Annotated in this window: 20 protein-coding genes and 2 pseudogenes; 12 read left to right on the plus strand and 10 right to left on the minus strand. The window is 60.6% G+C overall.

What is annotated here, in order from left to right; translation table 11 throughout:
• Positions 1-54: 54 nt before the first annotated feature.
• Positions 55-957 (minus strand): LysR family transcriptional regulator, encoded by a 903-nt coding sequence (locus X738_RS72155; protein ID WP_023802316.1) that lies wholly within the window; start codon positions 955-957, stop codon positions 55-57.
• 104 nt (positions 958-1,061) lie between these two features.
• Here X738_RS72155 and X738_RS72160 point away from each other — a divergent pair, with 104 nt between their 5' ends.
• On the plus strand, positions 1,062-2,054 hold the full coding sequence (locus X738_RS72160) for a zinc-dependent alcohol dehydrogenase family protein (protein ID WP_023802317.1): 993 nt from the start codon (positions 1,062-1,064) through the stop codon (positions 2,052-2,054).
• Between the two features lie 15 nt (positions 2,055-2,069).
• Here X738_RS72160 and X738_RS72165 read toward each other — a convergent pair whose 3' ends face one another.
• Entirely contained in the window at positions 2,070-2,972 is a 903-nt protein-coding gene (locus tag X738_RS72165; RefSeq protein WP_023802318.1) for a LysR substrate-binding domain-containing protein, read from the minus strand.
• A 92-nt stretch (positions 2,973-3,064) separates the two neighbouring features.
• On the opposite strand from X738_RS72165, the gene X738_RS72170 reads away from it, so the two are divergent.
• From X738_RS72170 to X738_RS72180, 3 genes are all read left to right on the plus strand, one after another.
• On the plus strand, positions 3,065-4,615 hold the full coding sequence (locus X738_RS72170; protein ID WP_023802319.1) for a trimethylamine methyltransferase family protein: 1,551 nt from the start codon (positions 3,065-3,067) through the stop codon (positions 4,613-4,615).
• Between the two features lie 44 nt (positions 4,616-4,659).
• A complete protein-coding gene (locus X738_RS72175) occupies positions 4,660-6,309 on the plus strand; it encodes an ABC transporter substrate-binding protein (protein ID WP_023802320.1) in 1,650 nt (549 codons plus the stop codon).
• A 96-nt stretch (positions 6,310-6,405) separates the two neighbouring features.
• Positions 6,406-7,101, plus strand: coding sequence for a corrinoid protein (locus tag X738_RS72180; protein WP_023802321.1), 696 nt, complete (start codon positions 6,406-6,408; stop codon positions 7,099-7,101).
• Here X738_RS72180 and X738_RS72185 read toward each other — a convergent pair.
• From X738_RS72185 to X738_RS72195, 3 genes are read right to left on the minus strand one after another with little or no spacing between them, the layout of a single operon-like run.
• Positions 7,096-9,081, minus strand: a complete 1,986-nt coding sequence (locus tag X738_RS72185) for an oxidoreductase (protein WP_023802322.1) — start codon at positions 9,079-9,081, stop codon at positions 7,096-7,098. The genes X738_RS72180 and X738_RS72185 overlap by 6 nt on opposite strands.
• 40 nt (positions 9,082-9,121) lie before the next feature.
• Positions 9,122-9,916: a pyrroline-5-carboxylate reductase family protein gene (locus X738_RS72190; RefSeq protein ID WP_023802323.1), complete on the minus strand. Its 795-nt coding sequence runs from the start codon at positions 9,914-9,916 to the stop codon at positions 9,122-9,124.
• 15 nt (positions 9,917-9,931) lie between these two features.
• A complete protein-coding gene (locus tag X738_RS72195) occupies positions 9,932-10,561 on the minus strand; it encodes a TetR/AcrR family transcriptional regulator (protein ID WP_023802324.1) in 630 nt (209 codons plus the stop codon).
• Positions 10,562-10,709: 148 nt separating this feature from the next.
• On the opposite strand from X738_RS72195, the gene X738_RS72200 reads away from it, so the two are divergent.
• Entirely contained in the window at positions 10,710-12,746 is a 2,037-nt protein-coding gene (locus X738_RS72200) for an NADH:flavin oxidoreductase (RefSeq protein WP_023802325.1), read from the plus strand.
• Positions 12,747-12,792: 46 nt separating this feature from the next.
• Entirely contained in the window at positions 12,793-13,395 is a 603-nt protein-coding gene (locus X738_RS72205) for a dimethylsulfoniopropionate lyase (protein WP_023802326.1), read from the plus strand.
• Between the two features lie 165 nt (positions 13,396-13,560).
• Here X738_RS72205 and X738_RS72210 read toward each other — a convergent pair whose 3' ends face one another.
• Both X738_RS72210 and X738_RS72215 read right to left on the minus strand, forming a co-directional pair.
• The gene (locus tag X738_RS72210; RefSeq protein WP_023802327.1) at positions 13,561-14,628 is read right to left on the minus strand and encodes a hybrid-cluster NAD(P)-dependent oxidoreductase; all 1,068 of its coding nucleotides are present in this window, start codon (positions 14,626-14,628) and stop codon (positions 13,561-13,563) included.
• 4 nt (positions 14,629-14,632) lie between these two features.
• Positions 14,633-15,871 (minus strand): aromatic ring-hydroxylating oxygenase subunit alpha, encoded by a 1,239-nt coding sequence (locus X738_RS72215; RefSeq protein ID WP_023802328.1) that lies wholly within the window; start codon positions 15,869-15,871, stop codon positions 14,633-14,635.
• A gap of 150 nt (positions 15,872-16,021) precedes the next feature.
• On the opposite strand from X738_RS72215, the gene X738_RS72220 reads away from it, so the two are divergent.
• The 3 genes from X738_RS72220 (at position 16,022) to X738_RS72230 (ending at position 17,998) form a co-directional block, all read left to right on the plus strand.
• Complete coding sequence (locus X738_RS72220; RefSeq protein WP_023802329.1) at positions 16,022-16,900, plus strand: LysR substrate-binding domain-containing protein; 879 nt, start codon at positions 16,022-16,024, stop codon at positions 16,898-16,900.
• Positions 16,901-17,009: 109 nt separating this feature from the next.
• On the plus strand, positions 17,010-17,489 hold the full coding sequence (locus tag X738_RS72225) for a DUF3828 domain-containing protein (RefSeq protein ID WP_023802330.1): 480 nt from the start codon (positions 17,010-17,012) through the stop codon (positions 17,487-17,489).
• A 53-nt stretch (positions 17,490-17,542) separates the two neighbouring features.
• The gene (locus tag X738_RS72230; RefSeq protein ID WP_306454988.1) at positions 17,543-17,998 is read left to right on the plus strand and encodes a hypothetical protein; all 456 of its coding nucleotides are present in this window, start codon (positions 17,543-17,545) and stop codon (positions 17,996-17,998) included.
• A gap of 91 nt (positions 17,999-18,089) precedes the next feature.
• On the opposite strand, the gene queF is transcribed toward X738_RS72230, so the two are convergent.
• Together queF and X738_RS72240 are read right to left on the minus strand one after the other, a co-directional pair.
• Positions 18,090-18,551, minus strand: coding sequence for a preQ(1) synthase (queF, locus tag X738_RS72235; protein WP_023802331.1), 462 nt, complete (start codon positions 18,549-18,551; stop codon positions 18,090-18,092).
• Between the two features lie 395 nt (positions 18,552-18,946).
• Entirely contained in the window at positions 18,947-19,354 is a 408-nt protein-coding gene (locus X738_RS72240; RefSeq protein ID WP_023802332.1) for a hypothetical protein, read from the minus strand.
• 116 nt (positions 19,355-19,470) lie between these two features.
• Between X738_RS72240 and X738_RS72245 the strand changes: the two genes are divergently transcribed.
• Positions 19,471-19,896 (plus strand): MarR family winged helix-turn-helix transcriptional regulator, encoded by a 426-nt coding sequence (locus tag X738_RS72245; RefSeq protein ID WP_023802333.1) that lies wholly within the window; start codon positions 19,471-19,473, stop codon positions 19,894-19,896.
• 114 nt (positions 19,897-20,010) lie between these two features.
• On the opposite strand, the gene X738_RS72250 is transcribed toward X738_RS72245, so the two are convergent.
• Positions 20,011-22,083, minus strand: a complete 2,073-nt coding sequence (locus X738_RS72250; RefSeq protein ID WP_023802334.1) for a putative bifunctional diguanylate cyclase/phosphodiesterase — start codon at positions 22,081-22,083, stop codon at positions 20,011-20,013.
• Positions 22,084-22,364: 281 nt separating this feature from the next.
• Between X738_RS72250 and X738_RS72255 the strand changes: the two are divergent.
• Positions 22,365-23,510, plus strand: a pseudogene (locus X738_RS72255) (glycine C-acetyltransferase); the annotation flags it as partial.
• A gap of 167 nt (positions 23,511-23,677) precedes the next feature.
• A pseudogene (locus X738_RS83385) lies at positions 23,678-23,844 on the plus strand (alcohol dehydrogenase catalytic domain-containing protein); the annotation flags it as partial.

Genomic DNA, 23,844 nt, shown 5'->3' on the forward strand with positions numbered 1-23,844 from the left:
CCAAGCGGGAGGGGCGAATTCAGGAATCCGCGCCGCTCACCGTGCTCCTGCATTTCACGTCATCAGCCTGGGCAGTGCCGCTGCCAGCGCGTCGACGGCAAGGCGGACCTTCAGCGGCAAGTGAGGCGTCTGCAGCCAGAGCGCATAGGCGTCGTAAAGAAATCCCGGCTGTTCCGGCAACAGCACGACAAGTGCGCCGGCCTGAATGCGCTCACGGACCAGCCAGTGTGGCAGCCAGGCGAGCCCCATGCCGGCTGCCGCAGCATCGGCGATCGCAGCGAGGTCGTCGAGCCGCAGCCGGCTGACCGGCATGACCTCCAGCGCACGCTGGCCATCACGCGGAAACAGCCACGGTTGAACGACACGGCCCGAACGGCGGTAGATGATGGTCTGGTGGCTGCCGAGATCCTCTACCCGCCGTGGCTGCCCGTGCATCTCGAGATAGGATGGCGACGCGCAGACGACCATGCGCTGGCGCGCGACGCGACGCGCCATCACGCCGGCCTGATCCTCCAGATTGCCGGTCCGGATGGCAAGATCGCAGCCATCCTCTGCAAGATCGGCGATGGGATCGCTGAAAGTCAGGTCGAGTTCCAGAGCGGGATATCGCTGCGCGAGTTCCAGCAGGATCGGGGCAACGCAGCGCCGGCCGAAGTGCACGGGCATGATGACGCGCAGCTTTCCGCGTGGTTCGGAAAGTTGATCGGCCGCCAGTGCATCCGCAGCTTCGGCTTCAGCGAGTACCATCCGGCAGCGCTCATAGTAAGCGCGCCCGAAGTCGGTCAGGCTCTGGCGGCGTGTGGTCCGGTTGATGAGGCGCACGCCCAGACGCTCCTCGAGAAACCGGACATGCTTGCCGACCATCGGTCCGGACAGATCGAGAGCGGCAGCAGTCGCCGCGAACGAGCCAAGATCGACGGTTTTGACGAACACGGCCATGCTCGTAAGGCGATCCATATTCAAAACTCCCAGTTTCTACTGTCTTGCCAAAGCAAGCATTTATCTGCCGGAAGGCCGATGGCATAGCGTATTCGGTTCAAATATTTTGGAGTTATGGCCGCATGGCACGTGTTGTTCGCTTTCATGAGCATGGTGGTCCCGAGGTTCTGCGCATCGAGAATCTCGATATTCCCGCGCTCGGTCGCGGCGAGATTCATATCCGGGTCAAGGCATTGGGTCTCAACCGGGCCGAGGCGCTGCTGCGTTCGGGCACTTATATCCAGACGCCGCCGTTGCCTTCCGGTCTTGGCCTTGAGGCAGCGGGTGTCGTCGAAGCGGTCGGCGAAGCCGTGCACGGTTTTGCGCCAGGTGACGCCGTCAGCGTCGTGCCGCCATTATCGATGGCCCGCTGGCCCGCCTATGGTGAGATCGCCACATATCCCGCCCATCTCGTGGTCAAGCACCCGCCATCGCTTACCTGGGAAGAGGCGGCAGCCGTCTGGATGCAATATCTCACCGCCTATGGCGCACTGATCGACATTGCCAAGCTCAGCAGAGACGACTTCGTCGTCATTACCGCGGCATCGAGCAGTGTCGGACTTGCCGCGATCCAGATTGCCAACATCGTTGGTGCGACCGCGATCGCGGTGACGCGGACATCTGTCAAGAGAGAGGCCCTGCTCAAGTTCGGGGCGGCCCATGTCGTCGCTTCAGCGGACGAAGATCTGGAAGCCCGGCTGAAGGAAATCGCCAGTCCGGACAACATCCGAGTGGTTTTCGACGCAGTCGGCGGCCCGATTTTCGAACCTCTGACGGCGGCGATGGCACGGGGTGGCATTCTCATCGAATATGGCGGCTTGAGCCCCGAGCCGACGCCGTTCCCGCTGTTCGATGTGCTGGCCAAGACGCTGACGCTGCGCGGCTATCTCGTCCACGAGATCACTGGCGATCCGGTGAAGTTGGAAGCTGCCAAGGCGTTCATCCTCGACGGATTGATGTCGGGTTCGCTAAAGCCGGTAATCGCCAAAACCTTTTCGTTCGAGCAGATCGTCGAAGCGCATCGCTTTCTCGAGTCGAACGAGCAATTCGGCAAGATCGTCGTGACGGTTGATTGAGCATTCATGGGAGCCTCAGGCCTGCGCGGCCAGCCAGTCCCGCACCTTGCGAGCATTGTCGCTGAGGTCGCGGGTTCTCGACCAGATGACATGAAAGCCCTTGCCGGTCGTCATCGTGTGGCCGGTCGCACGCACCAGCAGTCCCGACGCCAGCAGGCGCTCGGCGAGGTGGCCCCAGCCGAGTGCAATGCCTTGCCCTTCCATGACCGCCTGGATCACCAGCGCATAATCGTTGATGCGCAAGCCGCGCCCGGCATCGGTGATGTTGACCCCGGCCGAGGCGAACCACTCGTCCCAGCTCGCGGCTTCGCGAAACGGCTCTTCAAGATGGATGAGCCGGTGCGATGGAAGATCCTCGACGGTTTCCGGCAGTCCGAACCGCGCCACATAGCTCGCGCCGGCAACCGGGAATATTTCCTCATCGGCGAGCGGCAGCGAATGATAGTCCGGCCATCCCTGGGGTTCGCCGCCACGAACGCCGAGCGGGATGTCTTCGGCGATGATGTCGAGATCGCGGTCGGCGGTCTGGATGCGCAGGTCGATGCCCGGCAGTTCGTCGCGAAACTGCTGCAGGCGCGGCATCATCCAGAACGAGGCGAAGGCGGTCGAGGCAGCGAGCGTCACATGGCCGCCGGTCGCCTGTAGGCGCAGATCCTCCGCCGACTTGCGGATGTGCGACAGGCCGAGCGAGACGTCGGCGTGGAAACGCTCGCCGGCTTCTGTAAGGCTGACCTGACGATGGCGGCGCTGGAAGAGTTTCGCGCCGAGCTGCTCTTCAAGCCCGCGGATCGCATACGACACGGCAGCCTGCGTCATGCCGAGCTCCCGCCCGGCGGCGGTAAAGCTCGACAGCCGGCCGGCGGCCTCGAAAACGATCAGGCTGCCGGCCGAGGGCAGCAGATGGCGCAAGCTTCGCATAAGCTGAGCTTATACAAGTGATCAGGATTTTCCAGCGTCACAGCCATATTTCCTCTCGCTAGGCTGGTCGTCATTGGGAGGATAGAGTTGCCATGAATGCACCGGCCGCCGAAGTCACCGAACACGCCGGCCGCCGAGGTGGCGGCCGCCTGGGCCGCAAGGCGCTGCGGGGAACTCCGATGGCGTCGTTTCCGACGCTGGTTCGCAACATACCCACATACCAAATGGTCCCGGACGAGGCGGTCGAGCTGATCCACCAGGAGTCGCTGTCGATCCTCGAAGAGGTTGGTTGCGAGTTCCGCGACGACGAGGCCATTGCACTGTGGCAGGCCGCCGGAGCCGATGTCTCTGAGACGCGCGTCCGCATTGACCGCGCGCTCTTGATGGAGCTGGTCTCGAAAGTCCCGCCGGAGTTCACGCTCAATGCGCGCAACCCTGAGCGCTCGGTCCGCGTCGGCGGCAAGAATTCCATCTTCGTGCCGATGTACGGCGCGCCTTACGTGCGCGACCTCGACAATGTCAGGCGCTATGGCACACTCGCCGACCTCAACAATTTCCACAAGCTCGCCTATATGGCGCCAGCGCTGCATTCGTCGAGCTCGATCATCTGCGAGCCGATGGAAATTGCGGTGCCGAAGCGTCACCTCCACATCATCCATTCGGCGCTGAAGCATTCCGACAAGCCGTTCATGGGCATCGTGACATCAAAGGATCGCGCCGAAGACACGATGGCGATGGCGGGCATCGTGTTCGGCGAGGATTTTGTCCGTGACAACCCGGTGTTGGTCGCGATCACCAATTGCAACTCGCCGCTGGTATGGGACGCCACCATGCTGGACGCGATGAAGGTCTATGCGCGTCACAACCAGCCGTTGATCCTGGCGCCGTTCGCGCTGTGCGGCGCTTCGACTTCGGCCTCGGCGGTGGGAGCGGTGGCGCAAGTCAATGCCGAAGCGCTGGCGGGCGTCGCCTTCACGCAGCTGCTGCGTCCCGGTTCGCCGCAGATCTACGGACAGTTCATGGTCACGGTCGACATGAAGACCGGCGCGCCGATGGGTGGCACGCCCGAGGCCGCCCAGATGATGTATCTGATGGGAGCACTGGCGCGGAAATACCGGCTGCCATGGCGCACGTCGGGCTTCCATGTCGGGTCGAAACTGAACGACGCCCAGGCGGGCTACGAGGCGAACATGCTGATGCATGCCGCCATCCTTGCCGGCGCCAACTACATCTGGCACTCCGCCGGATGGCTCGAGGCCGGCCTGACCTGCGGCTATTCAAAATTCGCGACGGACTGCGAACAGCTTGTCGGCTGGTACAAATATGCCGGCGGGCTGTCGTTCGACGATTTCAAGGAAGCGATGGCGGCGATCCGCGAGGTCGGGCCGCAGGGCCACTTCCTCGGCACCCAGCACACGCTCGAGCATTTCCAGTCGGCCTTCTTCATGCCCAGCATCATGGATTTCAATTCGTACGAACAGTGGAAGGCTGAAGGGGCAAAGGACCACGACACACGCGGCCGCGAGAAAGCGCGCAATATGCTCGCCGATTATGAGGAGCCGAAGCTCGATGAGGGCATCGCCGATGGTCTCAAAGATTTGATCGCGCTGCGCGAGGAGAAGCTGCCGGACAGCGTTAGTTAATAGGACAGGCGAAGACCTGACGAGAACCAGAACGGGAGGAAAAAATGACATTCTTCAGAAGCAACGGTGATCGCGTGCCGGGCGCCATCGAGGTGATGGCGGAAGAGACGCGTGCGGGTCGCATGGACCGGCGCGAGTTTCTGGCGCTGGCAAGCGCCTTCGGGGCATCGACCGCCCTTGCCTACGGTATGATCGGTCTTGCCGTGCCGGAATGGGCCCTGGCCGATGAACCGAAAAAGGGCGGAACGCTGCACGTCGCGATGTCGGTCAAGGCGCAGAAGGATCCGCGCACCTATGACTGGACCGAGATGGCAAACGTCACCCGGACTTGGCTGGAGCCGCTCGTCCGCTATACGCACCAGTTCACGTTCGAGCCGGTCCTGCTCGAAAGCTGGGACGTCAATGACGACGCCACCGAATACACACTGCATCTGCGCAAAGGCATCACCTGGAACAATGGCGATGCCTTCAACGCCGATGACGTGGTCTCCAATCTCAACCGCTGGTGCGAGAAGGGCGCTTCCGGCAATTCAATGGCCGCGCGCGTCGGTGCGCTGATCGACGCAAAAACCAGCAAGGCCAGGGATGGCGCCATCACCAAGGTCGACGACCACACGGTCAAGCTGAAGCTGTCCGAACCCGACATCGCGATCATACCGGGCTTCACCGACTATCCGGCTCTGGTCGTGCATCGCGACTTCGACAAGGATGGCGCCGACCCGATCAAGAAGCCAATCGGTACCGGGCCCTTCGAACTGGTGTCCTATGAAGTAGGTACGAAGGCGGTCGTCAAGCGGCGCGAGAACGGCAAGTGGTGGGGCGGTGAAGCGCCTCTCGATAGCGTCGAATTCATCGACTACGGAACTGACTTCAATGCCACGCTGAATGCCTTCGAATCCGGCGAGATCGACCTCGATTTCGAAACGCCGGCCGACTTCATCGATGCCCTTGATAAGATGGACCTGGTGAAGTCGGAGGTTGCGACGGCGACCACGCTCGTTGCCCGCACCAACATCACTCACAAGCCCTATGACGACCAGCGAGTGCGCAATGCGCTGCAGATGGCTGTCGACAACAATGCCGTCATGCAGCTCGGCTACGCCGGGCTCGGCACCGTCGGCGAGAACCACCATGTCGCCCCGATCCATCCCGAATACTATCCGCTGCCCAAAAAGACACGCGATGCCGCCGCCGCCAAGAAGCTGATGGCGGATGCCGGGCAGGCCGACTTCGAGCATGAGCTGATCACCGTCGAGGACGAATGGCAGAAGAACACCGGCGATGCGATCGCCGGCCAATTGCGCGATGCCGGCATCAAGGTGAAGCGTACGGTGCTGCCGGGCTCGACCTTCTGGAATGACTGGACGAAGTATCCGTACTCGATGACCATCTGGTACATGCGGCCGCTGGGCGTCCAGGTGCTGGCGCTCGGCTATCGCACCGGCGAGGCCTGGAACGAAACGGCCTATGCCAACCCGGATTTCGACGCCAAGCTGAAACAGGCGCTCTCGCTGGCTGATCCTGCCAAGCGCAAGGAGGTGATGAAAGACGTGGAGCAGATCCTGCAGGATTCCGGCGTCATCATCCAGCCGTTCTGGCAGAAGCTCTACAGCCACATGAGCAAGAAGGTGAAGAACCACGGAATGCACCAGACCTACCAAATGGACTTCCAGAACGTCTGGCTGGACGCCTGAGTTAGCTCCCAAGGCTGGCAATGACCCGCCGGCACCCGTTGCAGAAAACAGGTGCCGGCGGACAGCAAACCTTTGAAATCAGCGAGTGCGTCAAACATGGCCGACGACGAGATCATCCTTTCCGAGCTTTCCGACGACGAGCTCGTGCAGCAGATGCACGACGATCTTTATGACGGGCTGAAGGAAGAGATCGAGGAAGGCACCAACATCCTTCTCGAGCGCGGCTGGGCGCCTTACAAGGTGCTGACCGAGGCGCTGGTCGAAGGCATGCGCATCGTCGGCGAGGATTTTCGCGACGGCATCCTGTTCGTGCCGGAAGTGCTGTTGTCCGCCAACGCGATGAAGGCGGGCATGTTCATCCTGCGCCCGCTGCTTGTCGCCACCGGCGCGCCGAAGCAGGGCAAGATGGTGATCGGCACGGTCAAGGGCGACATCCACGACATCGGCAAGAACCTTGTCGGCATGATGATGGAGGGCGCCGGCTTCGACGTCATCGACCTCGGCATCAACAATGCGGTGGAAAAATATCTCGACGCCATCGAACAGCACCAGCCTGACATCATCGGCATGTCGGCGCTGCTGACGACGACCATGCCCTACATGAAGGTCGTCATCGACACGATGAAGGAAAAGGGCATCCGCGACGACTACGTCGTGCTGGTCGGCGGTGCCCCGCTCAACGAGGAATTCGGCAAAGCCGTTGGCGCCGACGCCTATTGCCGCGACGCAGCCGTGGCAGTCGAGACCGCCAAGGATTTTATGAAGCGCAAGCACAACGTCCGCGTATCATAGCCGCAAGGCAACTTTCCGTCCTTCGTGGAAGGCGTAGGGCGCCTGGCGCGGAGCGACGGCGTCGCCGACCTCCATGAAAGGCTGGGACGTGCTTTCCAACTCTTTCGCCAGCCAATTCGCCGCCACATTGGTGGTTGCGAGAACAAGGCAATCGCCCGGCACAAAGCTCTCTTCACGGGTGTTGTGGTCAACGATGGTCACGCCGTCCCCGTGCCATTCCAGCACGCTGACATCCAACAACCATGTGACGCCAAGCTGGCGCAATGTCCGTCGAAGCGGGAAATCGGCAGCTGTCCGCTGCAGCTCCTTGCCGATCAGCGGGTCGGGAGTGAGAATGGTCACTTGATGGCCATCCTCGGCAAGTTTCCAGGCAGTGCCACTGCCTCGCCAACCGCCTCCCTCGTCGAGCAAAAGCACGTGCTTACCCGGCCGCACAACGCGGGCCATGACGGATTCGATCGAGAAGACATTGCCCCTTTCGATGCCGGGCAGGCTCGGCACTGCCGGCAAAGCCTTCTGAAAGCCGGTTTCGGGAGACACCGACCCCGTGGCCAGGATGACGGTGTCAGCTTGGAAAGAGGCGATGTCCGGCGCCTCGACGTAGGTGTTCAGTCGTACGTCGACATTCAGTTTGCTGAGCTGGCGCTCATACCACCCAAGAAGGTCGAGGATTTGCCCGCGGCGCGGCTGAAGGCCGGCGAGCAGAAAGTTCCCGCCCAGCCTACTGGAGGCTTCAGCCAGCACCACGTCGTGACCCCGCTCGGCGGCAACCCGGGCCGTCTCGAGGCCGGCGGGACCGCCGCCGACGACAAGCACCCGTTTCTTGATGGCAGCGGACGTGAACCGGTCACCACCCCATTCAAACTCGCGCCCCGCAGAGGGATTGATAAGGCAGCTGATCCAGTAGTCGCGCGAACGACGGCCCCAGCACATCTGGTTGCAGGATATGCATCCGCGCACATCCTCGGGCCGGTCTGCCGCGGCTTTGCGTGCCAGATGCGGATCGGCGATCTGGCCCCGAACGATCGAGACCAGATCTGCAGCTTGCTCGCCGAGCACGGTTTCGGCGTTTTCAGGCGTCCTGATATGGCTTTCGGCGACCACGAGGGCCGTCTTGACCACGGCCTTGAGGGTCGTTGCGAGATCAGTGCCAAGCTTCTCCGGATAAAGAAAGGTCGGCATTATCTTGTAGAAATCGAGGTAGCTGCCGGTGCCGCAGGTCACGTAATCGATCAGCCCCTGTTCATCGTGCAGCCGAATGATCTCCGCCAGTTCCTGGCGACTGAGCGCTACTGTGTAGTCGGGTTCGTCGCTGACCGAGAGTCCAATGATGAAATCGCGGCCGCATCTTTCGCGGATGCGGGTTAGGATTTCGCGCGAGATCCGCGTGCTGTTGTCGAGCGACCCTCCCCATTGGTCCTCGCGTCGGTTTGTCCAGGGCGTCCAGAACTGATCGAGCAGTCCGAGATAAGCAGCCCAGACTTCGACGCCGTCGAAACCGGCTTCCTGGCAGCGGCGCGCCGCCTGAACGAAGCTGTCGATGGTTTCCCAAATCTCACCCTCGGACATGGCGTGGGAACCGTCGCTGTCATGATAGCTCGGCAGGCCCGAGGGCGACCAATGCGCGTGAAATGAGTTGTCTGAATCCCCGTGCGCTCCGACGTGATAGAGCTGCTGGATGGCGATCGCCCCGTGGTCCTTGATCGCGCGCGTGACCTGTTGGAAATGAGGAATGACGCTATCGTCGCCAGGTCGAAAATTGCCGCGTGTCAGGACGGCGGCCTGATGGACGGGCATGGGTTCGACAACAATCATGCCGGCCCCACCGAGCGCTCGCTCGGCATAGTAGGCAACGTGTCGTTCGGTCGGCACGCCATTTTCGGCCATGTTGGCGGTATGAGCCCCGAACACGATCCGGTTTCGGAGCGTGCGACTGCCTAGCTTTGCAGGTGAAAACAGATGCGGAAAGAGTTTTGACATAATATCACACCAGCGGTCGGAGGAAGGCCTCGGGCGGCAGTCAGGTGGCTTGTCCCATAGTCACGGATTTCTGGAGCGCCGCGGCAAGGCCGTCTGCCACGGCAGATTCAAACCCGGCTGCGCGCATGGCCTCGATCGCTGCCGCGGTGGTGCCGCGGTAGTCGAGGAAGGTCTGGACGATATCTTGGGGATTGTCTGGACGAGCCTCGAGGAGTTTTCCGGTTCCAACAAGCACCGCGCTGACGCTCCGCCGGGCAATATCTGGATCCATTCCTCGGCTGACGGCATCGTCCATCATCGCTGCCGCCAAGAGCGCCGGAAACGCCGGGCCGGATCCAGTCAGGCCCGTCAGATAATCGATATCTGCTTCGCTTTTGACTTCATCGGCCGCGCCACAGGCCTCCAGAATCCGGCGAACGACATTGCGGTCATCCGCAGTGACGCTCTGAGAGCTTATCCAGGGAGTATAGGAATTCCGCACCTCTGCCGCTGCATTCGGAAGCGTGCGGATGACGCGGTCGGTTTTAAGACGTCCCGCCAGTTGGTCGAGAGTGATCCCGGCCATAACCGACATGGCGAGCTTGCCGGACGCAGTAATGTCGATGGCAGGCCAATCCTGGGGCCGGACCGAGACGATGATGACATCAGATCGATCCACCAGTTCCTGGTTGTCCCGGGTCCATGTAGCGTTTGGCAGAAAGTCGGGTTGCCCAGTTCTATGAGAGAGCGTGAGGTGCTCTGCGGCGACTATTTGCGCATCAATAATGGCCTCGGCGATAGCGCGTCCAAGCCAGCCACCTCCGCCGATTATTCCGATGCTCAAGGATTCACCCATTGTCGAAACGCTTCCTCAGCCCGCCGAATGGCCGTGTCTGGCGAAGAACCGGTCGAGTTCGCGCTTCCGCGGGGCCTTACCTGTAAAAATCTCCACGTACCCGGGAATGCGCTTCATGCGGTCCGCGAGATCTTCGCTGGTCTGCATTGAGATGTAGCCGATCTGCACGAGGTAGATGGTGCGCGCTCGAACATCGGCTGAGCCTTCGTCGTAACCAAAGCGGACAAACATCTGGCTCAATGCATCGAGACGCGTCTGGTCGGCTTTCTGCACCTCCGCCAGAATGTCAGGGGATTGAAGCGCCCAGCTTCTGACTGCGAACTCGAACTGGGAATCGAACAAGGATTTGTCGAGCCAGCAGTCGAAAACGTTCAGCATCGCTTCGGCGACCGTCTCGGCGTATGCCTCAGCCTGCTTGACGAGGTTGCCGGTGTTCTTGTCCCGCCAACGGGTCACGAGGGCAGCGAACAGTTCTTCCCTATCCTTGAAGAACCAATAGAAGCTGGTGCGCGACAGGCCCAATTTCTTGGCCAGTGGCGATATTCTCACCGTGTCGACGCCGGATTCAACAAGCAGGTCGTAGGCGGCTTCAAGCCACCCCTCGGGCGATCCGCGCCATCCGCTATCGTTCGAAATTTGCTCCATGAGCGATCAGCCTAACAAAATGTCAAAGTGAAAACCAGCAAAATGTACACCTATGTCGACTCTGTCGACTTCTCCGAAGTGAAACTTGACATGCATGTACATTTTCGGATAGCGTTCGCACTTGCCATCTCAGCCCGGAGTCCGTCAGATGTCGAGCGATCCCCTTCTGCAGCCGTACAAACTCAAGCATTTGACCCTGCGCAATCGCATCATTGTGACCTCCCACGAGCCGGCTTATCCGGAGGACGGGATGCCGAAGCAGCGCTATCTTGCCTACACGGTTGAAAGGGCGAAGGGCGGTGTGGCGATGACGATGACAGCCGGGTCCGCTGCGGTCTCGAAGGACAGCCCCCCGGTTTTCAACAACCTGCTCGCCTACAAGGACGAGATCGTGCCGTGGATCAGGCAGATGACAGATGCGGTGCACGAAGAGGGCGCCGCCATCATGATCCAGCTAACCCATCTTGGACGGCGTACACGCTGGGACAAAGGTGACTGGCTTCCCGTTGTGGCGCCGTCCCATCATCGTGAAGCCTCCCACCGCGCGTTTCCCAAGAAAATTGAAGACTGGGATATCGAGCGCATCATCAAGGACTTTGCGGACGCCGCTGAGCGGATGGAGGCGGGCGGGATGGATGGCGTCGAGTTGGAGGCTTACGGCCACCTGCTCGACCAGTTCACGTCTCCTCTCACGAACGAACTTGACGGCCCTTATGGCGGTTCGCTTGATAACCGCATGCGCTTCTGCATGGATGTCTTGAAGGCGATCCGGTCACGGGTCGGCGAGGACTTCATCCTGGGCGTGCGATATACTGCGGATGAACGTCTCCCCGGTGGCACTGGCAAGTCCGAGGGCATGGAAATCTCCAAGCGTCTCAAGGAAAGCGGACTGATCGATTACCTCAACGTGATCCGCGGGCACATCGATACCGATGCGGGCCTGACGGACGTCATTCCAATTCAGGGAATGGCGAATGCGCCGCATCTTGATTTTGCCGGCGAGATTCGTGCGGCAACCAACTTCCCAACTTTCCACGCAGCGAAAATACCGGATGTGGCGACTGCCCGGCACGCGATTGCGTCGGGTAAGGTGGATATGATCGGCATGACGCGCGCGCACATGACTGACCCTCACATCGTGCGCAAGATCATCGAAAAGCGCGAAGACGAAATCAGGCCGTGCGTGGGCGCAAACTACTGCCTTGACCGTATCTATCAGGGCGGGGCGGCATACTGCATTCACAACGCCGCGACCGGCCGCGAACTGACCATGCCGCACATTGTCGCCAAGGCCGACAGCCGCAAGAAGATTGTCGTGGTCGGCGCAGGTCCGGCTGGCCTCGAGGCCGCCCGTGTCGCGGGTGAGCGGGGACACGAGGTCGTGGTCTTCGAGGCCGCCAGCGGACCGGGAGGGCAGATCCGGCTGACAGCGCAGAGCCCGCGTCGCAAGGAGATGATGAGCATCATCGATTGGCGCATTGCCCAGTGCGAAAAATACGGAGTGACAATCCAGTTCAATACCTGGGCGGAAGCCGAAACCATCGAGGCAGAGCATCCGGACGTCGTCATCATTGCCACGGGCGGGGTGGCGCACACCGACGTCCTTTCCAAGGGCAACGAGTTCGTTGTGTCTTCATGGGATATCATTTCCGGAGACGCAAAGCCGGGAAGCAATGTCCTGATCTTCGACGATGCCGGCGACCACGCGGCACTCCAGGCCGCGGAATTCCTCGCCGGCGCCGGAGCGAAGGTTGAAATCATGACACCGGACCGGTCATTCTCACCCGAGGTCATGGCTATGAACCTCGTGCCCTACATGAGGTCTCTTCAAAAACTCGATGTGACCTTCACCGTTACCTATCGGCTCGAGTCAGTTGAAAAGAATGGCAATCAGCTCATTGCAAATGTCGGCAGTGACTACGGCGGCATATCCAAACAGCGCGTCGTGGATCAGGTTGTCATTAACCACGGCACCATTCCGCTGGACGACATCTATTTCGAACTGAAACCGAAATCGACCAATCACGGAGAGATTTCGCAAGATGAGCTCATCGCCGGGCAGCCGCAGTCGGTGGTGCGGAATGCGCAGGGCCAATTCCAACTCTTTCGTATCGGCGACGCCGTTTCAGCTCGCAACACCCACGCCGCGATCTACGATGCACTGCGACTGGCGAAAGATATCTAACATCCGGCAACGGACCATAGCGTCCGCTCACAACAAGGGCTGAAAGATGAACAGAAGTGAGGCCCTGCAATATTTTGTAGACACAGCGTTCGTGGCCTTTGACCAGTTCTCACACGACCTGCGATCGCGCAGATCGATCATCCAGCTCTTCGCCCAATCGGAGGTTCCCGGGCCTGAAAAGACCAGGGCCGGGAGCCGTTTGCCGGTCTGTTCCTATCTCGGCCCGGCGTTGGCGGAAGAGGCGATCCCGTCTACGCTCCGCAACTTGATTGAGCGCTTCAAGGCGATCGAGCCGCTGCTCGAATGGCGGCTGAAATCAAATCCCGCCCCGTCTGCCAGCAGCAATTTCCGCGACGGTCACGCCAACGCGATGATCCTTGGCCCGGGCGGCCTCGAGGACAGAAACGATCTGTGGCTCGGCGTCACTTTGATGGCTCCTCACGTCCGGTATCCCGACCACGATCATCCGCCGGAAGAAACCTACCTCGTGCTTTCGCATGGCGAGTTCAAGCAGGCTGACATGGATTGGTTTTCGCCCGGCATCGGTGGATCACTCTACAATCCGCCAGGCATCAAACACGCAATGAGATCGCTGGATCGGCCGCTGTTCGCATTCTGGGCGCTGTTGGTGGACCAGACGCATCACTGAGCTTGCCCGAAACCCGGCTACCGGCCGAGGAAGAGCCAAGACCGCCTTGCGGGTGAAGCGCGTGACTCATCAATAGCTTCATCATCGACTTCGGTTGAGACCGCGGACCGTCAAGGCGCTGCCGATTTCGAAGAAGCGCCTTGATCAAAGTTCGCGAAATGGTTGCTATATCTCGACTTTCACACGGCCAACCGGATTAGAGCAGCAAGCAAGGATGTAGCCGTCGGCAATCTCTTCGTCGGTGATGCCGCCATTGTGGACCATATGCACATCGCCATCGATTTTGCGAACCTTGCATGTCCCGCATATCCCCATACTGCAACCCGATCGGATCACCAGACCGGCAGCCCGTGCCGCAGCCAGGATCGTATCCGTCTCGACGCATTTCGCCGAGACGCCGGATAGGACAAATTCGATCTCGGCCTCGTTGTTCTCGGCGGGAACGAAGTCATCCGGGACCTTCTCGGCCTCAGGAAGCGGCGCGCGGAAGCTTTCCTGATGGTAATTTGCCATGTCGAAACCGAGACCGGCCAGCGCCTCGCGCACGGCTTGCATGAAGGGCTCGGGCCCGCAGCAGAACACCTCGCGATCAAGATAATCCTGCGCCATCAGTCCGAGCATCAACTGGTTGAGCATGCCTCTGTAGCCGGTCCATGGCCTGTATGGATCGGTCTGTTCAACCACCCATTTCAGGTCGATGCCAGTTACGCGCGACGCCATATGCTCCAGCCGTTCGCGGAAGATGATCTCAGAAGGGCGGCGCGCGCAGTGGACAAAGACGATGTCCGGATCAACTCCGGAATCATACAGATGTGTAGTCATGGACATCATCGGTGTGATGCCCGAGCCGGCTGAGATGAAAAGATACTTTTCGGCTGGCTGATGCGCCATCGAGAAGGTGCCCCCCGGACCTATTGCCCGCAGGCGCATTCCCGGACGGAGGCTGTCAAACATCCACTGCGTTCCGACGGAGTCGGCCTGCGCCTTTACGGTAATGGTCAGCGAGGTCGGCCGCGACGGAGATGAGGATATCGTGTAGGTCCGGTAGATTGGACCGCCGGGAGTGGGCAGTTCCAAAGTGAGGAACTGCCCTGGATCAAAATTGAACAGCGATCCGGACGGCGACCGGAAACAAAAGGTCAGGACGTTCGGCGCCTCCGGAAGAAAGGAGGCACATTCGAGTTCTTCCGCGTCGGTCCAGAAGACCAGCCTGGGTTTTGCCACCACGTTCATTGGTTCACTCCGCGGCCAATCGCATCGAGGCCTGAGAGCGCTCAAGCCAGTTCGCATACCAATCGACGAATTGGGTCACACCGCTTTCCTGAACCGGCGAATATGGTCCGGGAACATAGGCAGGAGAGAAGATCCCTTGCTGGTTGGTTTCGACGATCTCACGGTCTTCATCATTGGTAGAAATCCAGACCTCGGTCAGGCGCTTGAGGTCGTAGTCGAGCCCTTCGACCGCATCTTTGTTCACCAGCCAGGTGGTGGTGACCTCGGTCTCCGTGGCGCTGATTGGCGTGACTCGGAAGGTCAAGGAGTGATCCGGCAGGAAGTGGCTCCAGGTCGTTGGATAATGGAACATCAACAGCGAGCCTGCTTCGGGCAGAGCCACCCGGCCAAGATTCTTGCTTACGGCAGCCTTGCCGTCGAGCGTGTAGCTCACCGCCTTTTGCTGCAGCGGCATCCGCGCCAGGCGAAATTGGCCGCTGCCGCCAAGCCGGAACTGCGCCGGCGCGCCTGAGGCTTCGCAACGGTCAAAATGCGCCTGGAGGGTCGCCGAGACCGACCCGTCAGCAGAGACACCGGCCACGTCCGGGTCGAGCGAGAAGGAGCGGCAGAGCGACGGGTGGTTGCTGCTGCAGTGGTAGCATTCGCGGTTGTTTTCCCACACAAGCTTCCAGTTGGCCTTTTCGACGATGGTCGACGTATGCGCGACCTTCGCATTGTTGAGGTCATGGACCTCTAGGTAGGGAAGGGCCAGGTCGGCAAACGGTTCGAAGTCTGGGGGCGTAGCGGACAGACAGACGTAGATCAGGCCGGCCAGATTGCGCAGATGGACCGGCTTCAGCCCGTGTTTGGACATGTCGAAGTCGGGCCCCATGTCATTTGCCCAGATGAGCTTGCCGTCAAGCTCATAGGTCCACTGGTGATAGGGGCAGACGAGTTTGGCCACTTGGCCTTCGCGCGCCTTGCAAATCATCGAGCCGCGATGGCGGCAGGAATTGTGGAAGGCGCGGATTTCACCATCGCGGGCGCGCACGATGACCACCTCATAGGCGCCCACGCGCATCGTCACGTAGCTACCAGCTTTCGCAAGCTGGCATGCCGGGGCCGCGTAGAGCCATTGCTGGTAGAAGATGTGCTCGAGATCGAGCTGGTAAATCGTCGGCGACGTGTAAAAGGGCTGCTCAAGGGCATAGCCCGAGACCCGGCGCGCTAGCAACTCTTGGATCGAGGGCGAGGGGGCGTTCATGCGGAATTCCATAGATGGCGTGCACATTTGAGATGAAATTTTCTTGCCTGAACGCCTTTTGCGCAATAGCACTAATTTTCAGAACGATTTAGTTCAGCTAATCTGTTGCACTCAGCGAGCCATCCAAAAAGCGGGTCCGAAGAAGCGTTGATGCCAAGACCGTACGATCTCTCCTCGGTCACGGCTCTCATCTGCTTCGAGGCAGCCGCCCGAAATGCGAGTTTCAAAAACGCCGCCCAGGAATTGAATGTGACGCCCGCCGCGATCAGCCACCAGATCAAGGCGCTTGAGGGTGACTTGGGATGCAACCTGTTCCTGCGCTTGAGCCGCGGCGTCGAATTGACTGAGAAAGGAGCGTTCCTGTTCGTTGCCGTGCAGCGCGGGCTTGAGACGATTTCCGACGCCGTCACTCACATGCGCGATCGCCCGGAAACCGCCGACGTGACCATCCGGACAACGACTGCCGTCAGCTCGCTATGGCTTACACCGAAGATTTCAGCCTTCTGGAAGAGCTATCCCACCATCACCGTCTCGCAGATCGTCAGCGACGTGCCCGCAACAGCGATCCGCTGTGATCTAAGTATTCATTACGGAGATGCGCAGGAAAGTCCCGAGGAGTGTCACAAACTTTTTCAAGATCGCATTGTCGCGCTTGGAACTCCAAAATTCGCCGCCGAGCACGGCATTGGCCGAGTTGAGGATCTGCTCAAGGCGCCTTTGATTCATATGAACAACGAGGAAACCGACTGGACGAACTGGCCGGAGTGGTTTCAAGCGCTTGGACACACCATCCCAAAAGGCCGCAGGTTTTCTGTGAACAACTACATGATTGCCCTCCAGGCCGCTCAGGATGACATCGGGGCGGTCTTGGGGTGGGATGGATTGGTCAAAAGCCTGATGGAACAGGGCCGGCTGGTCACACTTGTACCCGACAACATTCCCTCACCCAGGGCATTTTATCTGAAAATCCATCCCAGGGCAGGTTCGAAAGCGCGGCTTTTTGCGAGCTGGCTCGCCAAAAGCTCTTGAGCAGCTGCTCTCTTGCTCGCTGACTTTTCGGGCGGCTTCACATCACCGCGCTCGCTATGGATTCGTGGTATTGAACGGGTTCCCACCACGAAAACCTGGAGATTATCGGATGAGACTGATTGTGCTTGCCGCCGCTCTCTCGATCGCAGCGCCTGCGACCGCCCTGGCCGGGCCGGCCTCCAATGCGGTGAAGTTCTTCTACATGCCCGAGGTCAAGTTCGAGGCCGACGCGAAATACCGCGACCGTTTCACCGAGCCGGTGACAAAGCTGTTCGACCTGAACGACCAGGCGCAGAAGAACAAGCCGGACGAGGTGCCTTGCATCGACTTCGCCCCCGGTCTCGACGCGCAGGATTTTGACGAGAAGACAGTCGCCAAGACGTTGAAGCTGTCTGAAGCAGTGGATGGCGACAGCGCCAACGTGACAGTGACGTTCAACCTTTTCCCGGAAGGCGATGAATCCAAACGCGAAATGGTCTGGTCGCTGAAGAAGGTCGACGGCCAGTGGAAGGTTGCCGACATCACCTCGAAGACCAGCGGCTGGACGCTGAGTGCGCTCGAATGCCTGGCTGGCCAAACTCCGGAGTGACGCCATGGCCCGCGCCCTGGCCCTGGCGACTTGCGTGCCTGCTGGCCGCGGGTTTGAGCAGCACCGCTGGCCAGGGCCTGTTCAGCGCGCCGCTCTCAGCAGAAAATGCACGGGCAGCTCCGCTGCGGCCGGGTTCGCCGACGGCGATGGTGAAACCGTTTTACGAGCATGTCGGGCTCGAGCTCGATCCGGCTCAGCGCAGCCATTTCGTCGATCCCGCGAGGTCGGTGCTCGACAAGAGCGATGCGCTGCGGAAATCGGGGCAGGGCGAATGCCTCGATCCCAACATGGCGCTCGACAATGCGGCGTACGACAGGGCCAAGATCGACAACAGCCTGAAGGCTGTTGAAGCGGTCAAAGGCGATGAGGCCAAGGTCGTCGTCGCCTTTATCGTTGCCGGCAATCCGCACCGGCTGGAATGGAAGTTCAAAAAGGTCGACGGCGATCTGGAAGATATCGGACCTTCTGTCGGTGACCGGCGAATGGGCGCTCAGCCAATATCAGTGTGAGTGAGAACGGACCGATGAGTTGATCGCCTGATGACGATTGAAAACCAGAGTTGGCGATCCTGCTGTCCCGCCGGACATCTCGCAGCAGAATTCAGCCGCGTCCGCGATACGGCGCAACACCGGTGTCGGGCAGCCATGCGCCTTCCGGCGGCGCGCCGGTCTGCCAGAATACGTCGATCGGAATGCCGCCGCGCGGATACCAATAGCCGCCAATCCGCAACCACAGTGGTTTGGTCGCAGCGATGATGCGGCGGCCGATCATGATGGTGCACTCTTCATGGAAGGCGCCATGGTTGCGAAACGAGGTCATGAACAGCTTCAGCGACTTCGATTCCACCAGTAGCGTGTCGGGTGCATAGTCGATGACGATGTGGGCGAAGTCCGGCTGGCCGGTGACCGGGCAGAGCGAAGTGAATTCCGGGCAGGTGAAGCGAACGATGGCTGGCGGCCCGTCGCCGCGCGAAAACGGCACGGTCTCCAGGACTGCTGCGTCAGGGTTCTGTGGCGCCTCGACGTTGGTGCCGAGCTGGGTAAGGTTTTTCGTATCGGTCATCGGCGGGTTCCTTACTGCATGTCGCCCAAAAGCCTGCCCACGGGTCCGACCCGAGGGTGCGCGGACTTGGGTACGACATGCGCAAAAACAAAAATTTGCCGCTCATTAGCACAATTTGAAACAGGAAGACGAGGACCACCAGCGATCCGCTTCTCCAGCCCTATCAGCTCAAACATTTGACGCTGAAGAACCGGGTCATGTCGACCAGCCACGAGCCGGCCTATTTCCGAGGACGGTATGGATTAAAGATCACTTCGGATTTGATTTGGTGGCGCGCAGCCGAACCTCCGCACGGAGAGCCACCAGGCACGTCGGTCCGATCTGCGCGCTGCGCACGCCGCCGGCTTGCAGCCAGACACCGTACGATCTCTTAAACCGCGATAGCGGCTGGCCGCTCAAAACATTCTGGCGGTGGCCATGCAGAGCACGGTGATGACCAGCAGGCCGCCGGCGATGCGTTCGCCCCTTGTCATTTTCGCGCGCAACTGCGTTTCCGTCGCCGAGTCAGTGCCGGCAAGCTGCCTGCTGGCAGAGCCGACGAGCGCGCCCTGGACGCCGGCGGCAATCAAGGCCGTCGCGATACCTAGGGCCAGAACCATTTCCATCGAACCGAAAGAGCCGCTGTGGAAGAAATACCAGAGCAGGGCGCCGGTCAGGAAAACCATGCCAGCCGCGTTCATTTGCGGCAGGAAAAACCGTTCGATCCGAATCTCCGGATCGCGGGCGACAGCGATGGTCGTTCCAGCCCAGAACACACCGGCCAATACGTGAAGGCCGAGGACGATGATGTAGACATACTGCATGACCGCGTTCCTCCTTTCCTACCGCCAACCATAAAGTTAGATATCAAATGATTAGATGTCAATGTAAAGTCAAAGGGCCAGTTCCATCGGCCTTTCCCTTACTCTAGTGTCGGATCATGACGCTTTTTGACCGCCCGCCAGTCGGGATGAATCTCGCCCGCACCGCAAAGCTTGTCGCTCAGGCCTTTGACGCCACGTTGGTCGAGGCGGGCGGCACGCTGCCGGTCTGGGTCACGCTGTTGTCGATCAAGTCGCGCGAACTGGCCAACCAGCGTGAGCTCGCCGGCATGATCGGAATCCAAGGCGCGACGCTGACCCACCATCTGAACGCGATGGAGACGCAAGGTTTGCTGACCCGGCGCCGCGATCCGGAAAACCGCCGCGTCCATCAGGTCGAACTGACCGAAGCGGGAGAGGCCCTGTTCCTGAAATTGCGCACGGCAGCCATTGCCTTCGACAAGCGGCTGCGGACCGGGTTGTCGGACGAAAGGCTGGCGGAGTTCGCGGAAGTCTTGGCGACGCTACGGGCGAATGTCGATTGATCCCAACTGCCGAACGCATTGTTCAGCGAGCCCAAGATGTAGCGGCAGCCAGCTACAGACCGGCCGTAACCCCATCAGGCCGCCATTTCCGAAGCGGCGTGTCAGGTTGGCGCCTTACGCCAGCCTTCCCTGCAGCACCGTCAGCCTGGCTCTCTTCGGCGCCCGCGCGACCAGCCATTCGCGTACCTGGTCCTGCGGCATCGGGAAGGCGATCGAGTAGCCCTGCACTTGGTCGCAGCCGATCGCCATCAGCGAATCGAGTTCAGCCTCGGTTTCGGCGCCCTCGGCGACGATCGAGATGCCGAGGCCACGGGCGAGTTCGGTGATGGCACGCACGATCTTGGTGTTGTCGCCGTTCTCATTGATGTTCTGGACGAAGCGGCGATCGATCTTCAGCCTGTCGATCTCGTTCGGGTTGACGTGGCTGAGCGACGCGTAGCCGGTGCCGAAATCATCGAGTTCAAGATGGACGCCGGTGGCGCGGATGTGCCGCAGCTTTGCCGCGATGCCGGTCTTCTCGTCGTCGAGAATGACGGATTCGACGATCTCGAGCGACAGTTTTTGTGGCGGCAGCCCAGCCTTTTCCAGCGCACCGAAGAGGAAGGCGTCGAAATCGGCCTCACGCAATTCGGAGCCGGAGACGTTGACGGCGAGCCGTCCGAAGGCAATGCCGGCACGGTTCCACTCCGCCGCCTCGCCGATTGCCTTGGCGATGACGATGCGGCCGATCGCAGGCATGAGTCCGCATTTCTCGGCGATGGGAATGAACTCGCCCGGTGCGATCATGCCGCGCTCGGCATGTCTCCAGCGAACCAGCGCCTCGATCCCGCCGATGGTGCCGTTCGACAACGAAACCTGTGGCTGGAAATAGACCTGGAACGTCTTCTCCGCGATAGCGATCCTGATGTCATGCTCGAGCCGCTTGCGGTAGTCGAGTTCATGCCGCAACGCCTCGGAGAAGAATGAGAGACTGCCGCCACCCTGCTTCTTGGCGGCGTGGAGCGCGAGGTCGGCATGGACGAGCAGATCTTGCGCATTGTCGGCGTCGACCGGATAGACGGCGACGCCGGCGCTGGCGCCCGGAAGGATGGTCGCGCCCCGATAGACGATCGGTTCGTTGATCTGCGACAGGACGCGCCCGGCGACCGTGTTGATGTCCTCGGTGCCGCCGGCACCGTTGAGGATCATCACGAACTCGTCGCTGCCGAGACGCACGCAGAGATCCGACGCCCGGCAAGAATCACGCATGCGCTGCGCCGTCACCACCAGCACATAGTCGCCGGCGGCGTGGCCAAGCGTGTCGTTGATCTGCTTGAACCGGTCGAGGTCGAGGTGGACCGCCGCAAGCCGCTCTCGCCGGCGCTGCGCGCCCTTGATCAGCGTATCGAAATGGTCGGTCAGGAAGGTGCGGTTGTGCAGGCCGGTAAGGCCGTCATGCACGGCGATGAAGGCCATGGAATTGCGGGTATCGATCAGTTCACGCGTCTTGCGCAGGATGGCGTTCGACATCGGCCTGAAGATGAAAAGTGCCACCAGCACGATGACGCCGAGGGTGGAGTAGAACAGCGTTCGATGGAGATCGAGAAGGCTCTCCGATCGCGCGTCGGCTTGGGCGCTGATGCGCTGGCCGAGTGCCGCATAGCCCGACAGGGCCGCATTGGCGACGGAAGCGTCGAGGTTGACGCGTTCGCCGCCACCCTTGTAGCCGCCATTGTCGGCCATGCCGAGTTGCGATTCAAACGCCGAAACCAGGCGTTCGCCGTTGGCGATAAGCCCGACCGAGAAGTAATCGAGATGAAACGGTTTGGCAAAAAGGACGTTCTCGACTGATTTTGGATCGAGCCTGGCCGGTGACGCCGGGTCGGCGACCACACGCTCGAGCAGAAGGTCGTAGTTCCTCTCGAAGTCGGCCGTGGCCTGTTTGAATGCGGTGACCAGAGCCGGTTGTTGGTTGCGCGTAGCTGCTCCTGCCGCGTTGGCAAGGAAGACAATGCGTTGCGACAGCACCTTTTGCATGCCGACAATATCGAGCAGCGTGTCGTCGTGCCGATGGCCAGCCATCATCTGCTGGAGAAGGATGAAGGAGGCCATCACCATGGCTGCAATGATCAGCAGCGCCAGCCAATAGCCTGCCTTGATCAGCAGTATGAGCTTGCCCGAAATGGTTTGCATCGGTTGCTGCGACATTTTCTGGGGCGGTCCCTCTCGCCGACAGATTGTTGGGTATGAGAACCATTGGCTTGAAAGGTTAACAGCTCCGGAAGCCGACAGAGCAGCAGCGGTGGAAAGCTCGCAAAATGGTTATCGCCTTCTTTCGCGCCGCGGCTGCATTTGAACATCTGCCATTTGGCGGCATTCTGGGGCGGCATTCTGGCCACTGACCGTCGGATCACCGAAGCCGTCGCTTTTGCGGTGGATTTTTCGCCCGCGCGGGGCGACAGTCCATTGAATCTCAACAGGGCCAGATCATGAGCGCGGCATTCCTCTCCCATATCGACAGCGAGCTTCAAGAGCTGAAATCGGCCGGCCTCTACAAATCCGAGCGGGTGATCACCTCGACGCAATCGGCTAAGATCGAGGTGGGCGGCGAGAGGGTGCTGAATTTCTGCGCCAACAATTATCTTGGCCTCGCAGATAGCGCCGACTTGCGCGATGCGGCCAAGCAGGCACTCGACCGATACGGCTACGGCATGGCGTCGGTGCGTTTCATCTGCGGCACACAGGAGGAGCACAAGCAGCTCGAGGCGACGATTTCTGGCTTTCTCGGCATGGAGGACACGATCCTCTATGGCTCCTGCTTCGATGCTAATGGCGGCCTGTTCGAGACGCTGCTTTCCGAGGAGGATGCGGTCATTTCCGACGCGCTGAACCATGCCTCGATCATCGACGGCGTGCGGCTGTCGAAGGCGAAGCGTTTCCGTTACGCCAACAACGACATGGCCGATCTGGAAGCGCGGCTGAAGGAGGCAATGGATTGCCGTTTTCGGCTGATCGCCACCGATGGTGTATTTTCCATGGACGGCATCATCGCCAATCTGAAGGGCGTCTGCGATCTCGCCGACAAGTACGATGCAATGGTGATGGTCGACGACAGCCATGCAGTCGGCTTCGTCGGCAAGAACGGGCGCGGCTCGTCCGAGCATTGCGGCGTCGAGGGCAGGGTGGACATCATCACCGGCACGCTCGGCAAGGCATTGGGCGGCGCGTCGGGCGGCTACACATCGGGCAAGAGCCAGGTGGTCGACTGGCTGCGCCAGCGCTCGCGTCCCTATCTGTTTTCCAACACGCTGATGCCAGCGATCGCCGGCGCCTCGATCCGGGTTTTCGAACTGATCCAAAATGGCGATGCGCTGCGCCAGCGCCTCTATGCCAATGCGGCGCGGTTCCGGTCTGAAATGGGTAAGCTCGGCTTTACGCTGGCCGGCGCCGATCATCCGATCGTTCCGGTCATGCTCGGCGATGCGACGCTGGCGCAGGAGATGGCGGCGCGCATGCTGCAGCGCGGCATCTATGTCATCGGCTTCTCGTTTCCGGTGGTACCGAAGGGCCAGGCGCGCATCCGCACGCAAATGTCGGCCGCCCATTCCAGCGCCGACATCGACCGTGCGGTCGAGGTNGGGCCAGGCGCGCATCCGCACGCAAATGTCGGCCGCCCATTCCAGCGCCGACATCGACCGTGCGGTCGAGGTGTTCGGCGCAGTCGGGCGCGAACTTGGTGTGATTTCCTGAACGACCGGAACCGAAAAGAGATTCCGGATCAAGAGTTTCAAGGGACAAAAGAATGTCGGACATGATGAAGGCGCTGGTCAAGGCCAAGGCCGAGCCGGGCATCTGGATGGAAGAAGTGCCGGTGCCGGAAATCGGCCCGAACGACGTTCTGATCAAGATCAAGAAGACCGCGATCTGCGGTACCGACGTCCACATCTACAATTGGGACCAGTGGGCGCA

Origin of the sequence: Mesorhizobium sp. L48C026A00, assembly GCF_000502375.1 — a bacterium.
Classification (GTDB): domain Bacteria; phylum Pseudomonadota; class Alphaproteobacteria; order Rhizobiales; family Rhizobiaceae; genus Mesorhizobium; species Mesorhizobium muleiense.

Excerpts from the sequence above, each read along its gene's own strand:
- X738_RS72155 (WP_023802316.1), bottom strand. The coding sequence starts at position 957 with ATGGATCGCCTTACGAGCATGGCCGTGTTCGTCAAAACCGTCGATCTT.
- X738_RS72160 (WP_023802317.1), top strand. The coding sequence starts at position 1,062 with ATGGCACGTGTTGTTCGCTTTCATGAGCATGGTGGTCCCGAGGTTCTG.
- X738_RS72165 (WP_023802318.1), bottom strand. The coding sequence starts at position 2,972 with ATGCGAAGCTTGCGCCATCTGCTGCCCTCGGCCGGCAGCCTGATCGTT.
- X738_RS72170 (WP_023802319.1), top strand. The coding sequence starts at position 3,065 with ATGAATGCACCGGCCGCCGAAGTCACCGAACACGCCGGCCGCCGAGGT.
- X738_RS72175 (WP_023802320.1), top strand. The coding sequence starts at position 4,660 with ATGACATTCTTCAGAAGCAACGGTGATCGCGTGCCGGGCGCCATCGAG.
- X738_RS72180 (WP_023802321.1), top strand. The coding sequence starts at position 6,406 with ATGGCCGACGACGAGATCATCCTTTCCGAGCTTTCCGACGACGAGCTC.
- X738_RS72185 (WP_023802322.1), bottom strand. The coding sequence starts at position 9,081 with ATGTCAAAACTCTTTCCGCATCTGTTTTCACCTGCAAAGCTAGGCAGT.
- X738_RS72190 (WP_023802323.1), bottom strand. The coding sequence starts at position 9,916 with ATGGGTGAATCCTTGAGCATCGGAATAATCGGCGGAGGTGGCTGGCTT.
- X738_RS72195 (WP_023802324.1), bottom strand. The coding sequence starts at position 10,561 with ATGGAGCAAATTTCGAACGATAGCGGATGGCGCGGATCGCCCGAGGGG.
- X738_RS72200 (WP_023802325.1), top strand. The coding sequence starts at position 10,710 with ATGTCGAGCGATCCCCTTCTGCAGCCGTACAAACTCAAGCATTTGACC.
- X738_RS72205 (WP_023802326.1), top strand. The coding sequence starts at position 12,793 with ATGAACAGAAGTGAGGCCCTGCAATATTTTGTAGACACAGCGTTCGTG.
- X738_RS72210 (WP_023802327.1), bottom strand. The coding sequence starts at position 14,628 with ATGAACGTGGTGGCAAAACCCAGGCTGGTCTTCTGGACCGACGCGGAA.
- X738_RS72215 (WP_023802328.1), bottom strand. The coding sequence starts at position 15,871 with ATGAACGCCCCCTCGCCCTCGATCCAAGAGTTGCTAGCGCGCCGGGTC.
- X738_RS72220 (WP_023802329.1), top strand. The coding sequence starts at position 16,022 with ATGCCAAGACCGTACGATCTCTCCTCGGTCACGGCTCTCATCTGCTTC.
- X738_RS72225 (WP_023802330.1), top strand. The coding sequence starts at position 17,010 with ATGAGACTGATTGTGCTTGCCGCCGCTCTCTCGATCGCAGCGCCTGCG.
- queF (WP_023802331.1), bottom strand. The coding sequence starts at position 18,551 with ATGACCGATACGAAAAACCTTACCCAGCTCGGCACCAACGTCGAGGCG.
- X738_RS72240 (WP_023802332.1), bottom strand. The coding sequence starts at position 19,354 with ATGCAGTATGTCTACATCATCGTCCTCGGCCTTCACGTATTGGCCGGT.
- X738_RS72245 (WP_023802333.1), top strand. The coding sequence starts at position 19,471 with ATGACGCTTTTTGACCGCCCGCCAGTCGGGATGAATCTCGCCCGCACC.
- X738_RS72250 (WP_023802334.1), bottom strand. The coding sequence starts at position 22,083 with ATGTCGCAGCAACCGATGCAAACCATTTCGGGCAAGCTCATACTGCTG.